The following is a 13,376-nucleotide window of genomic DNA, read 5'->3' as shown; positions in this document are numbered from 1 at the left end:
AGTTCGGTGTGTGTCCTGATCCTCCGATCTGTCTGGGAGTTGTCGTGATCGACGCTGCAAGCCGTATATTTGCCGACCGCCATGTCGGTCCGAACGCCGCGGAACTCGCGCGCATCCTCGAACTCGTCGGGGTCGATTCACTCGACGAACTGGCAACCAAGGCCGTTCCCTCCGTCATCCTCGACGCTGCCCCGAACGGCATCGCTGCCGGACTCGACGCTCTGCCGCTTCCGGTCGGAGAGCACGAGGCACTTGCCGAACTGACTGCACTCGCAGCCCAGAACACCGTCGCGACGTCGATGATCGGTCTCGGCTACTTCGACACGTTGACGCCGCCGGTGTTGTTGCGCAACATCATCGAGAACCCGGCCTGGTACACCGCGTACACCCCGTATCAGCCGGAGATCAGCCAGGGCCGTCTCGAAGCCCTCCTCAACTTCCAGACCATGGTCGCCGATCTCTCCGGCATGGAACTGGCAAACTCATCGATGCTCGACGAGGCCACCGCCGCTGCCGAAGCCATGACGCTCCTGCGCCGCGCGAACCGCAGCAAGTCCCCACGATTTGTCGTCGACGCCGATCTCTACCCGCAGACCCTCGCCGTCATCGAGACTCGCGCCGAGCCGCTCGGGATCGAGATCGTCTCCGCGGACCTCACCGCTGGTCTTCCGGAAGGTGAGTTCTTCGGCGTCATCGCCCAGATCCCAGGTGCCTCGGGACGAGTCGTCGATTACACCTCGATCATCGCGGAAGCTCACGAGCGCGGCGCACTGGTTGCCGTCGGCGCCGACCTCCTCGCGATGACGCTCATCACCTCACCCGGTGAGCTCGGCGCGGATGCGTGCTTCGGAACCACCCAGCGTTTCGGTGTTCCCATGGGATACGGCGGACCGCACGCCGGTTACCTGGCCGTGCACTCCAAGCATGCGCGTCAGCTGCCCGGCCGCTTGGTCGGCGTCTCCATCGACGCAGACGGAGACAAGGCGTACCGCCTGGCGCTGCAGACACGTGAGCAGCACATTCGCCGCGAGAAGGCGACGTCCAACATCTGTACCGCTCAGGTGCTCCTCGCCATCCTCGCTGCGATGTACGCGAGCTACCACGGCGCCGAGGGACTCAAGGCGATTGCGTTGCGAGTCGCTGCCCGCGCACACGCGTTGGCAAACGGCCTGCGCGAAGGCGGCGTGACCGTCGTCCACGATTCGTTCTTCGACACCGTGCTCGCTCAGGTTCCGGGCAAGGCGGCCGACGTCGTCGCTGCGGCCAAGGAATCCGGGATCAACCTGCGTCTGGTCGATGCCGATCATGTCGGTATCTCCTGCGACGAGGCCACGACCGCCGACCACGTCCTTGCCGTGCTCGACGCGTTCGGGATCGAGGATGCTGTTGTCGCCATCGAAGCCGAGGGCAATTCGGTTCCGGCTGCTCAGGAGCGCACCTCCGACTACCTGCAGCACGAAGCCTTCACCCGTTACCGTACGGAAACGGCAATGCTTCGCTACCTGCGCGCGCTGTCCGACAAGGACATCGCCCTCGATCGCAGCATGATCCCGCTGGGTTCGTGCACCATGAAGCTCAATGCGACCGCCGAGATGGAATCCATCACCTGGCCCGCGTTCAACGCGATCCATCCGTTCGCGCCGACATCGGATGCGCCCGGTCTGCTGAAGATCATCAAGGATCTCGAAGACTGGCTGGTCGCGGTCACCGGCTACGACAACGTCAGCCTGCAACCCAACGCCGGCAGCCAGGGGGAATACGCGGGCCTGCTCGCGATCCGCAACTACCACCTCAGCCGGGGCGACGACCACCGCGACACCTGCCTCATTCCGTCGAGTGCTCACGGCACCAACGCGGCTTCTGCCGTCATGGCCGGGATGCGCGTCGAGGTTGTCGCCTGCCGTCCCAACGGTGACGTCGACGTCGACGATCTGCGCGCGAAGATCGCCGATCACGCCGAGCGTCTCGCCGCGATCATGATCACCTACCCTTCAACGCACGGTGTCTACGAGCACGAGATCGCCGACATCTGCGCAGCGGTACACGACGCCGGTGGCCAGGTGTACGTCGACGGCGCCAACCTCAATGCGCTTGTCGGCCTTGCCCGTCCGGGCCGATTCGGCGGCGACGTCAGCCACCTGAATCTGCACAAGACCTTCTGCATCCCGCACGGCGGCGGCGGACCCGGCGTCGGCCCGATCGGTGTGCGCTCACACTTGACGCCGTTTTTGCCCGGACACCCGATGGCCCCCGAACTCGGTGGTGGAGGAACGATCTCGGCAGCGCCGTACGGCAGTGCGTCCATTCTGCCCATCACCTGGACCTACATCCGGATGATGGGTGCTGCGGGCCTGCGCCGCGCCAGCCTGACCGCCATCGCGTCGGCCAACTACATCGCGCGTCGACTCGACGAGTACTTCCCGGTTCTCTACACCGGCGAGAACGGCATGGTCGCGCACGAGTGCATCCTCGACCTCCGTGGGTTGACCAAGGACACCGGCGTCACCGTCGACGACGTCGCAAAGCGTCTGGCCGACTACGGTTTCCATGCACCGACCATGAGCTTCCCCGTGGTCGGCACACTGATGGTCGAGCCCACCGAGAGCGAGAACCTCGAAGAGATCGACGAGTTCTGCGAGGCGATGATCGCCATTCGCGGCGAAATCGATCGCGTCGGCGCCGGCGAGTGGACGGTCGAGGACAACCCGCTACGCGGTGCTCCCCACACTGCCGGAAGCATTGCAGCGCAGTGGGATCACCCGTACTCGCGTGAGATCGCCGTCTTCCCGCGTGGCAAGGCCCGCCCGAAGGTGTGGCCGTCCGTGCGTCGTATCGACGGTGCACATGGCGACCGCAACCTGGTCTGCTCCTGCCCGCCGATCGAAGCGTTCGCAGGCAACTAAGGCGTGTGCCCGCCGGAGATCATCACCTCTCGTGTACGAGTTCGAGAACAGTGATCTCCGGCGGGGCGCCGACGCGTACCGGCGGACCCCAAGCCCTGGCGCCGCGCGTCGTGTACAGCACTGTGTTTCCGACCCTGTCCAAGCCTTGCACCGAAGGCTGCTGCAGCGGAACAAGATACCGCAGCGGCCACATCTGACCGCCGTGAGTGTGCCCGGACAGTTGCAGATCGATACCCATCTCGGACGCCTCGATCGCTTGACGCGGTTCGTGCGCGAGAAGCAAGGCGAAAGTATTCGGATCGCGACCTGCGAGCGCGGCAGTCAGGTTCGGCTCGTACGGGGCCGGCGACGTGTAGTCGTGGATGCCCACGATGTCGATGGTATCGCCGCCATGCTGGATCGAGGTGCGGCTGTTGCGAAGTGTGGTGATCCCCAATGTCTCCCACACGTCGAGCCATTTGCCGCCGTCGTCGGCGTAGAACTCGTGGTTTCCGCTGACTCCGAAGATTCCGTCGGGCGCCCGAAGATCGGCGAGCGGAGCAAGATCGGGAGCAACTTTCGCGACGGTTCCGTCCACGAGGTCGCCGCCGATCGCGATCAGATCGACATTCTGCGAGTTCACGATATCGACCACCTTGCGGGTGAAGTCGACCCCGCGGGCCGGTCCCACGTGCAGGTCGGTGATCAAGGCGATCCGGTATCCGTTGAAGCCCTCAGGTAGACGAGCGAGCGGCACGCGGACGCGGGAAATCTTGGGGCCCGACGCCTCGTAGACGCCGTAGCCGGCGGTGCCGATCGCCGCGAGAGTGACTGCTGCTGTAGCCAACTGCAACGTACGACGCTTGGCTGGGTCGACTTCGGTCGTGGTATCCGTGTGGCGTGCACGTAGTCGACCGATCCCGGCGAACAGGCCGATCACGAGCAGTCCGGGAATCAGATACAGCCACGAAGCCAGCCAGACCCATCCGACAAATCCGATCGGTCGCGCCCAGGACGTCGAGAAGACTTCGCCGCTGCCGACCCCGATGAGCGTCGAGACCGCCAAGACGACAAGCGCAGTGTCGGCGAGACGAGCCCATCGCCTCGGGATGCCGGTGGCGCGAACGAGTCGGCGATGCAGGAACCAGGTCAGAAGGGCGAGAAGGACTGCAAAAACCGCGACGCGCCCCATCAGGACAGCATCTTGGTCACTGCGGCCGCGAGAGCGGGGTCGGACGTCGAATCGACCCGAACCAATGTTCCGCCCGTCCGATCCGAGACGTCTTGGAGTGTGGAGACGTCGTCGCCCGCACCGACGACGATCACGTCGACCTGTACCGGACGCGACGGATTGCCCGTAGCGGCGATCGCGCTGAGCAGTTCGGCTCGCGTCGTGGCGGATTCGTCAGGCGTACTCGAGGTGATCAGCAGCACCGAGTTGACTCGCCCCGCGTCGAAACCGTCCACGGCGGCTTTGTAGGAGCTGGCAAGCGCCGGGTACTTGGAGGTCTTTCCGCCGGCCCGAAGCCCGTTGAGGAAATCGGTGATCGTGGCACGCCGATTCGGCTCGGACAGTGAACCGCCCGGAACCAGGATGCGCTCGGACGGTTTTCCGTCGGTGCCCGTGCTGAACTCGCGAAGGCCGATGTCCGAAGCGTCAGGGCTGCGACCCAATTGGGTATTCACCGCCGAGGCAACGTTCGCCAAGCGGGTAGTGCCACCGTCGTCGGTACCCATCGACGCCGACGTGTCCATCAGGATGGTGGCACTGCGCGGCGAGACCGGGTTGGCGACTATGTCACCGAGCGCCGCTGCGGTCTCCGCCGAAGCCGGTTTCAACGTGGACGAGATCTTGGCCGGGGACACCGCCCCGAGATCGGGAAGGTCTTGGCCCTCGACCCGGAAACCGGCGCCGACGAACAACTGTGACTGATTCGGCTCACGCATGAAATCGGCAAACTGTGCCGCTGCGCGCGACGCGGTTTCGTCGATCCCGCTGCCCGAGACGATGACCGCCGGATAGTCCGCGACTGGCGTTGCGCCGGCGGGGGAGTACGTCGTCATCGCCGCGTTCGCGCTCTGCGCTATCGACTGTTCCGTGGCCGGAACGGCTTTCACCGAATCCGGTGTTCCGGCGCTCAGTGCTCCGAGGGCTTCGGCGGTGGACGAGGGGGGAGTCGGCAAGGATTGGAACTGCAACGCCCGTGCACTGAGCGCAGCGTTGACCTGAGCGGACTTCGCCTGATCCGTCGTGACCGGACCGGCACCCGCATCGGCGACGCCGGCAGCGATCGCCTGTGCAGCCATCGAGGTTTCGGTACTTCCGACCGGCAGGGCGACCGTCAGATCGGAAGGCAAAGACTTCCAACTCGATGCTGCGCCGGCCAATGCTGCCGCGGTCTCGGGACCGGCTGCCAGAACGATCGGGGAACTCGCGAGCGAGCGAGGATCACCGTTGATCACGGCCTTGCCCGACAGTGGCGCGAGTTCGAACGAACTCGTCGGGATCCACAGGGAGGGACGTGGTCCCAATGCTGCGTCGTCCCAGGGGGCCGCCGGACCGGCTTCGAGTGCCGTCGAGACCGACGCGGACGGCGCACCGTGCACCACGACGGCGATGCAGTGATCACGCACCACCGGCGAGGTCTGGGTGTACCGCTTCGCCAGTTCCTCGACCTGTGGGGCTATGGACGGATCCGCGGTGACGTCGAGTGTCTTGTTGCCCTCGACGCACGTACCGGCTGCCTGCTGTCCCTGATCGTCGATCCGGTTGCTGAGGGCCTTCCATCCGAAGAAGCCTGCCACGATCAAGACGATCAGCACGACGACGAGAATCGGCCCCTTACTGATACCTCTGGCGCCTGACCCGCCGCGATGTTCGCCCACGTACCTTGCCCTACCTTGGTCACTCGAAGAATGTCTGTTGAACGGACTGTGTCCTCGGCCAGTCTAGTGACGAAACTTCGGGGCCTACGCGAACAGCCTCGACACCGGGAGCGGTGCCGAGGCTGTTCGGGTTCAGCTTCGAGTTCGAAGAAGGTGAAATCAGGCGTTGGCGGCCTTGTACTCGCGGCGGCGGCGATGCAGGATCGGCTCCGTGTATCCGCTGGGCTGCTTCGCGCCTTCGAGGATGAGTTCCTTGGCAGCCTGGAACGCGATGTTGGAATCGAAATCAGGTGCCATGTTGCGGTACTCGGCGTCGCCCTCGTTCTGACGGTCGACAACCGGGGCCATGCGCTCGAGTGCACTGACAACGTCGCTCTCGCTGACGATGCCGTGACGCAGCCAGTTGGCGAGCAGCTGGCTCGAGATGCGCAGCGTGGCGCGATCCTCCATGAGCGCGACATCGTGGATGTCGGGAACCTTGGAGCAGCCGACGCCCGCGTCGATCCAACGGACCACGTAGCCGAGGATGGACTGGCAGTTGTTGTCGAGCTCTTCCTTCTTCTCCGCGTCCGTCCAGTCGGTGCTGGGAGCGAGCGGGATGGTCAGGATGTCGTCGACGCTCGCGCGAGGCTTGCCCTTCAGGCTGTCCTGAACTGCGAATACGTCGACGCGGTGGTAGTGCGTCGCGTGCAGCGTTGCGCCGGTCGGCGAAGGTACCCATGCAGTGTTGGCGCCGGCCTTGGGGTGACCGATCTTCTGCTCGAGCATGTCTGCCATCAACTCGGTCATGGCCCACATGCCCTTGCCGATCTGGGCCTTGCCCTGCAGACCGCAGGCCAGACCGGTGTCGACGTTCCAGTCCTCGTAGGCGCCGATCCACTTCTGCTTCTTCATCTCGGCCTTGCGCACCATCGCGCCGGCTTCCATGGAGGTGTGGATCTCGTCGCCGGTGCGGTCGAGGAAGCCGGTGTTGATGAACACGACGCGGTCGCTGGCTTCCTTGATGCAGGCGGCGAGGTTGACCGTCGTACGACGCTCCTCGTCCATGATGCCGACCTTGAGCGTGTTCTCCGGAAGCCCGAGAACCTGCTCGACACGGCCGAACAGTTCGGTGGTGAAGGCAACCTCCTCGGGACCGTGCTGCTTGGGCTTGACGATGTAGATCGAGCCGGTGCGGCTGTTGTCGAGCGGTCCGTTGGCGTCACTGATCGAGAGGCCGTGCACTGCACAGGCACTGGTGATCAAGGCGTCGAGGATGCCCTCGGGGACCTCGTTGCCGTCGGCGTCGAGGATCGCGGGGTTGGTCATGAGGTGACCGACGTTGCGGACGAACAGGAGCGAACGACCGTGCAGGCTGAGTTCGCTGCCGTCGACTGCGGTGTACTTACGGTCGCCGTTGAGCGTGCGGGTGAAGGACTTGGCGCCCTTCTTGATCTCCTCGGACAGGTCACCACGGTTGAGACCCAACCAGTTTCGGTAGCCGACAACCTTGTCGTCGGCGTCGACAGCGGCGACAGAATCCTCGAAGTCCATGATCGTGGTGACGGCGGATTCGAGAACGACGTCCTTGACGCCGGCGGCGTCGGTGCTGCCGATCGGGGACGAGGCGTCGATCTGGATCTCGGCGTGCAATCCGTTGTTCAGCAGCAGGATGCTCGTCGGTGCGTCCTTCTCGCCGAGGTAGCCGACGAACTTCTCCGGCTGGGCGAGCGTGGTGACAGTACCGTCTGCCAACGTGATCTTCAGTTCACTGCCGTCGACAACGTACTTGGTTGAATCTGCATGCGATCCCGACGCGAGAGGTGCTGCCGCATCGAGGAATTCACGCGCCCAGGCGATGACCTTGTCGCCGCGGACCTTGTTGTAGCCGGAACCCTTCTCGGCGCCGTTCTCCTCGGAGATGGCGTTGGTGCCGTACAGCGCGTCGTACAACGAACCCCAGCGGGCGTTGGACGCGTTGAGTGCGAAGCGCGCGTTGAGGATCGGCACGACCAACTGCGGGCCGGCCGTCGAGGTGATCTCGGTGTCGACGTTCGCGGTGGTGACCGAGAACTCGGCAGGCGTCGGCAGGAGGTAGCCGATTTCCTGCAGGAACGCCTTGTACGCGGCGGCGTCGATGGGAGCGCCGGCGTGATCGCGATGCCACTGATCGATCTGAGCCTGCAGATCGTCACGCTTGGCAAGCAAGTCGCGGTTCTTCGGTGCGAGCTCGGTGATGACCTTGTCGGCGCCGGCCCAGAACGTTTCGGCGTCTACACCGGTGCCGGGAAGAGCCTCCTCGACCACGAAGTCGTAGAGAACCTTGGCAACCTGAAGACTGCCGACCTGAACGCGCTCAGTCATGAATAGCCTCACTTTTCCGAAAGCGGAGCATCACATATGGATGCCATGAACCAACATCAATGTTACCTGGGAGTATTCCCACCGCTGTCCGCGCCCTGAGCTGCGATAATCGGGCGCGAAGAGCTGAAACGATCAAGTGAAATTCGTTCTGTCTAGAGTTTGCGCGCGGAAATCTCGAAACCAGCCGCGCGTAGACGCTCGACCAGGACGTCGCCGAGCGCTGTCGCTGGAGTCAAAACGCCGGTGGCCGGGGGAAGAGCCTTTTGGTCCTTCGCCAACGACAACGCAGATTCGCCGAGCATTACCGCCGTCGCGCTGTATCCCGGGTCGCCCTTCGCCTTCACTCGTGATGTGTATCGGGCGCCGGTCGTGGTCGTGGTGAACACGTCGAGCGTGAAGTGGCCCTTCTTCTGGGTGCTCTCGCTCGGACCTTCACCGGGAGCCGGCAATACCTTGTCGAGAAGGAAACGTGTCGGAGGTAGAGCGAGTCCGGCGACCAGCGCGCCGAGGCCGACCGCCACGCCGCCCGCAATCACCGGTGACACCACCGATGAGCCGACGCTCATCACCTCGCTGTACTTGAACTTCTTGCCGTACGCCCACTCTCGGAGCGCATTGCTGCGACGGACGACTCGTGTGTTGTACGACGCCATCACGAACGGCGCTTTCCACCCCTTCAACGACGGATCGATCTTCTTGCCGTCGACCACGCTCACGTCGCTCTGGCGTCCGAGTTCGGGCTCCCGATCACGATCGGGGCTCAGCGAGTACGGCGAGGCAGCAAGTTTCCGCAGGCGCGCATCGTCTTTCGACACGTCGATTTGGTTGCGAAGCGAATCGATGGTGCCACCGCTCACGCCGCCGCGCAGGGCCGTGACCACCAGGGTGGTGTCGGTGAGCTCGCCGGCGCCGTCGGCGGCGACCTTCTCGTGCAGGACGTGAACTCCGAGATCGGAAGGGATGGAATCGAATCCGCAGGAATGGACGATCTTGGCGCCGGTCGAGACCGCCAGCTCATGGTTGTCGTCGATGCTCTCGCGGTGGAACAGCACCTCACCGGTCAGGTCGACGTAATGAGTTCCGGCGGAGGCGCATTCGTGAACAAGGGCGTGGCCGTACTTGGCATACGGGCCGACCGTGGTGGCGACGACCCGGGTTCGCTGGGCGAGTGCCTTCAGTGCGGTTGCGTCGTCGGCGTCGGCGATGATCAAGGGGAGATCGGCAGCGGCAGTACCCAGATCGGCGCGAGTGGCTGCCAACTTTTCGAGGGAGCGGCCACCGAGGCCGATCTTCGTGCCTTCGGGAGCATGTTTGACGAGGTAGTCGGCGAGAAGCTTACCGACGAAGCCGCTCGCTCCGTAGACGATGATGTCGAGTTCTCGGGCGGGCGAGGTTCCAGTCATGGAGCCAGCCTACAAACGAGTAGTCGAAAGTGATGTGACCGCGGTCACTCGGCGGGGAGGGGCTCCTTGACGACGAGGATCGGAGCCTCGACTTCGAGCAACAGGCGTTGCAGCGGGCGTTCGAGGAGGAACTTGCCGATGGGGGACATCCGGCGTGTTCCGACGATCAGGAGATCGACACCCGCGTCGTGGACCAGGTCGACGAGCGCGGTAACCGGATCGCCGTCGTGCTCGGTGGTGCGCAGATCCCACTTCGTCTCCGAGAATCCACCGGCGTCGAGCGCTGACTGGATCTCGCCGCGAAGAGCGGCCCGATCGTCCTCGGTGTCTCCGAGGTTGACCGTGCCTCCGATGTTGACGTCGTCCAGGACGTGCAGAACCAGCAGTTCCTCGCTTCGACCCACGGATTCCCGTGCAGCGGCCACGATTGCGGCACGGCCTTCCGGGCTGTCCTTGTGTACGACGGCGATCGTCATGGTTCCTCCGAGTCGGTGAGCAGTGTCGGCTCCATTATCGCCTGCAATGCTGTGCTCTACCTGAAATGAGCTACTCGACACGGGGGTTTGGGGGTGACGAGATCGCCACATCGGGGCGGCTAGGTGCTGCCTGTCACCACCGCGGCGGTGCCGCCCATCACCACGGCGAGGGTTTGTAGTCCTTGAGGAAGCAGCCGTGCAGGTCGACGCCCAGTTCACCCTGAACGATGGGGTCGTAGACGCGGGCGGCACCGTCGACGAGGTCGAGTGGTGCGTGAAAACCTTCGTCGGCCAACCGCATCTTGGTGAAGTGTGGGCGTTCGTCGGTGATCCAGCCGGTGTCGACGGCGGTCATGAGGATGCCGTCGTCGAGCATTTCCTTGGAGCTGGTGCGGGTCAGCATGTTCAGTGCTGCCTTGGCCATGTTGGTGTGCGGGTGGCCAGGGCCCTTGTACGCGCGGCTGAACTGGCCTTCCATGGCGGAAACGTTCACGACGTACTTGCGTCGCGCAGCGGCCGCAGCCATCGACGGGCGCAAGCGCGAAACGAGGATGAAGGGCGCGACCGAGTTGCAGAGCTGGACTTCGAGAAGCTCGATTGGATCGACCTCTTCGACGGTCTGAACCCAGCTGTTGGTGTGCGCGAGGTCGGGCAGCAGCCCGCCCGCGTCGATGGCGATGCCCTGCTCGATGCGATCGGGTGACGCCGACTTGGCGACGAGGGCGAGTGAACTGACCGCGTCGGCGGACAGATTTCCGGAGGTGATGCTTGCGACGTCCGACAGCGATCCGGCCAGAGCCGCGGGGTGGGCGTCGCTCGTCTTGCCGAAAGTCAGGACATCAGGCAGTTCACCGGCGGGAAGCGCACCGGACTCGGCGTCGACCAGAGCGCCGTAGGCACCGGGGGAGCGTCGGACGGTTTGCGCGGCGTTGTTGATGAGGATGTCGAGTGGACCCTGTGCGGCAACGGAATCCGCGAGTGCAACAACCTGGGCGGGGTCGCGGAGGTCGATGCCGACGATGCGCAGACGGTGAATCCAGTCGTTGCTGTCTTCCATCGCTTTGAATCGGCGGATCGCGTCGTTGGGGAATCGCGTCGTGATGGTCAGATGTGCGCCGTCACGCAGCAGGCGCAACGCGATGTACATGCCGATCTTCGCGCGGCCGCCGGTCAGAAGTGCGCGTCGGCCGGTGAGATCAGTGCTGGCATCACGTTTGCTGCGGCTGGTGGCAGCGCAATCGGGGCACAGTTGGTGGTAGAAGGCGTCGACTGCGGTGTAGCGCTGCTTGCAGATGTAGCACGGCCGCGCCTTGATGAGCGTGCCGGCGGAAGCGCCCGCGGTGTTCGACTTGATCGGAATGCCTGCGGTCTCGTCGTCGATGCGATCGGGTGAACCGGTGGCAGTCGCAGCGACCACTTGGCGGTCGGCTTCGTTGACGGCTGCGCGCGAGGCGAGGCGACGCTTCTTCTTGAGTCGCTTGAACAGATGGCCGACAGCGCGCTGCATGGTGATCGAATCGGGATGCTCGTCGTCGAGTTCGGCGGCTTCGGAAAGGACCTTCAGGCAGATTTCGAGTTCTGCGGGGTCGAGTCCGGTGAGTTCGGCTCGAGCAGATTCTGAATCGGCTGTTTCCAGCGAATCTGCCTGCAGTGCATCCGACTTCTTGGTGTCTGTATCCACTTCGAACTTCTGTTCCATCTCGATCGCCGCTCGCGCGGACTGTTCCCTGGTGCGGGAACTTCGCCAATTACGAGAAAAGCTCCGGTTCGATGAACCGGAGCTTTTCCTGTCTGTCTCAACACAGAGTGTCCGAGGGGGGACTTGAACCCCCACGTCCGTTAATAGGACACTAGCACCTCAAGCTAGCGCGTCTGCCATTCCGCCACTCGGACTCGGCCCCGATTTCTCGGTGCTGGGAAAGAGTATCCGATTAGGTGAGCTGCCCCAAATCGCCAGGTTGCGGGGCATTCCGGTCGCCCGCGTCGTTTGATTCGATGGTAGGAAAGTGGAATGACCACAACCCCGAATAATCCGAATCCGAGCAGAGCCGAAGCAGAAGTAGTCGAACTGGTCAGTTCCCTCATCCGCTTCGACACCTCGAACACGGGAGAACTCGAAACCACCAAAGGCGAGCGTGCGTGCGCGGAGTGGGTTGCCGCGCAGCTTCAAGAAGTCGGTTACGAGACGGAATACGTCGAGTCCGGAGCACCCGGCCGAGGAAATGTCTTTGCTCGTTTGAAGGGAGCCGAGTCTGGTCGTGGTGCGTTGATGCTTCACGGTCACCTCGACGTAGTTCCGGCCGAGCCCGCCGACTGGAGCGTCCATCCCTTTGCCGGCACCGTCCAGGACGGTTACGTCTGGGGGCGCGGCGCCGTGGACATGAAGGACATGGTCGGGATGATCCTGGCCCTCGCCAGACAGTTCAAGGCGGAAGGCGTCGTACCGCCGCGTGATCTGGTGTTCGCCTTCGTGGCGGACGAGGAAGCTGGCGGAAAGTACGGATGCCAGTGGCTGGTCGAGCACCGCCCGGATCTGTTCGAGGGAGTGACCGAGGCCGTGGGTGAGGTCGGCGGTTTCTCGCTGACGGTTCCGCGGCCTGACGGAACCGACCGCCGGCTCTACCTCGTGGAGACTGCGGAAAAGGGCCTAGGTTGGATGCGTCTGACTGCCAAGGGACGCGCCGGGCACGGCTCCTTCCTCCACGACGACAACGCGGTCGCGACACTCGCCGGCGCGGTCTCGAGGCTTGCTGCCCACCAGTTCCCGATCGTGATCTCTGATTCGGTCGCGGAGTTCCTGACCGCCGTCGGCGAGGAGACCGGATTGGACTTCGATCCGGGATCACCCGACATCGACGGGACTCTCGCGAAGTTGGGGACGATCGCCAACATCATCGGGGCGACGTTCCGTGACACGGCGAACCCGACGATGCTCAAGGCCGGATACAAGGCGAACGTCATTCCGCAGACTGCCGAGGCGGTCTTCGACTGCCGCGTGCTGCCGGGACGGCAGGCCGAATTCGAGCGCACGGTGGACCAACTGATCGGTCCCGACGTGACCCGCGAGTGGATCACCAAGCTGGATTCGTACGAAACAACGTTCGACGGCCACCTCGTAGACGCCATGAACGAGGCGATCCTCGCCCACGATCCGGAGGCTCGCACAGTTCCGTACATGCTCTCCGGCGGAACCGACGCGAAGGCATTCGCGAAACTGGGCATTCGCTGCTTCGGCTTCGCGCCGTTGCAGTTGCCGCCCGAGCTGGATTTCAGCGCGCTGTTCCACGGCGTCGACGAGCGAGTTCCGGTGGACGCACTACTGTTCGGGACACGTGTTCTGGAACATTTCCTGCTCAATTCCTGACGAGCACGTAGATAGATCCGTG

At 64.0% G+C, this 13,376-nt stretch carries 8 protein-coding genes and 1 tRNA gene; 2 read left to right on the top strand and 7 right to left on the bottom strand.

The annotated features are described in order from the left end of the window. The first annotated feature begins 44 nt into the window (after nt 1-44). Nucleotides 45-2,903: an aminomethyl-transferring glycine dehydrogenase gene (gene gcvP, locus RHP72_RS15535; RefSeq protein WP_058226778.1), complete on the top strand. Its 2,859-nt coding sequence runs from the start codon at nt 45-47 to the stop codon at nt 2,901-2,903. Nucleotides 2,904-2,925: 22 nt separating this feature from the next. Here the strand turns inward: gcvP and RHP72_RS15530 are convergent, their stop codons facing one another. From RHP72_RS15530 to RHP72_RS15500, 7 genes are all read right to left on the bottom strand, one after another. Further along, nucleotides 2,926-4,074, bottom strand: coding sequence for a metallophosphoesterase (locus tag RHP72_RS15530; RefSeq protein ID WP_311093567.1), 1,149 nt, complete (start codon nt 4,072-4,074; stop codon nt 2,926-2,928). Then, nucleotides 4,074-5,768, bottom strand: coding sequence for a VWA domain-containing protein (locus RHP72_RS15525; RefSeq protein WP_311093566.1), 1,695 nt, complete (start codon nt 5,766-5,768; stop codon nt 4,074-4,076). Before RHP72_RS15525 ends, RHP72_RS15530 begins: the two co-directional genes overlap by 1 nt. Nucleotides 5,769-5,927: 159 nt before the next feature. Continuing rightward, nucleotides 5,928-8,111, bottom strand: a complete 2,184-nt coding sequence (locus RHP72_RS15520; protein ID WP_007732004.1) for a malate synthase G — start codon at nt 8,109-8,111, stop codon at nt 5,928-5,930. A 152-nt stretch (nt 8,112-8,263) separates the two neighbouring features. Further along, nucleotides 8,264-9,514, bottom strand: coding sequence for a trans-acting enoyl reductase family protein (locus RHP72_RS15515; protein ID WP_042924714.1), 1,251 nt, complete (start codon nt 9,512-9,514; stop codon nt 8,264-8,266). Nucleotides 9,515-9,558: 44 nt separating this feature from the next. Next, on the bottom strand, nt 9,559-9,990 hold the full coding sequence (locus tag RHP72_RS15510; RefSeq protein WP_003946198.1) for a universal stress protein: 432 nt from the start codon (nt 9,988-9,990) through the stop codon (nt 9,559-9,561). A gap of 157 nt (nt 9,991-10,147) precedes the next feature. Next, nucleotides 10,148-11,689 (bottom strand): SDR family NAD(P)-dependent oxidoreductase, encoded by a 1,542-nt coding sequence (locus tag RHP72_RS15505; protein WP_074447104.1) that lies wholly within the window; start codon nt 11,687-11,689, stop codon nt 10,148-10,150. Nucleotides 11,690-11,797: 108 nt separating this feature from the next. Then, a tRNA-Leu gene (locus RHP72_RS15500) sits at nt 11,798-11,883 on the bottom strand. 118 nt (nt 11,884-12,001) lie between these two features. Here RHP72_RS15500 and RHP72_RS15495 point away from each other — a divergent pair. Continuing rightward, a complete protein-coding gene (locus RHP72_RS15495; RefSeq protein ID WP_003946170.1) occupies nt 12,002-13,354 on the top strand; it encodes a M20/M25/M40 family metallo-hydrolase in 1,353 nt (450 codons plus the stop codon). The last annotated feature ends 22 nt before the right edge of the window (nt 13,355-13,376 follow it).

The organism is Rhodococcus sp. SG20037 (genome assembly GCF_031763325.1).
GTDB lineage: Bacteria > Actinomycetota > Actinomycetes > Mycobacteriales > Mycobacteriaceae > Rhodococcus_F > Rhodococcus_F qingshengii.
Note: the sequence above shows the minus strand (reverse complement) of the source record. Positions and strands in the feature narration are given on the sequence as shown.

Coding starts and splice junctions, on each gene's coding strand:
- RHP72_RS15530 (WP_311093567.1), bottom strand. CDS start 4,074: ATGGGGCGCGTCGCGGTTTTTGCAGTCCTTCTCGCCCTTCTGACCTGG.
- RHP72_RS15520 (WP_007732004.1), bottom strand. CDS start 8,111: ATGACTGAGCGCGTTCAGGTCGGCAGTCTTCAGGTTGCCAAGGTTCTC.
- RHP72_RS15495 (WP_003946170.1), top strand. CDS start 12,002: ATGACCACAACCCCGAATAATCCGAATCCGAGCAGAGCCGAAGCAGAA.
- RHP72_RS15510 (WP_003946198.1), bottom strand. CDS start 9,990: ATGACGATCGCCGTCGTACACAAGGACAGCCCGGAAGGCCGTGCCGCA.
- RHP72_RS15515 (WP_042924714.1), bottom strand. CDS start 9,514: ATGACTGGAACCTCGCCCGCCCGAGAACTCGACATCATCGTCTACGGA.
- RHP72_RS15505 (WP_074447104.1), bottom strand. CDS start 11,689: ATGGAACAGAAGTTCGAAGTGGATACAGACACCAAGAAGTCGGATGCA.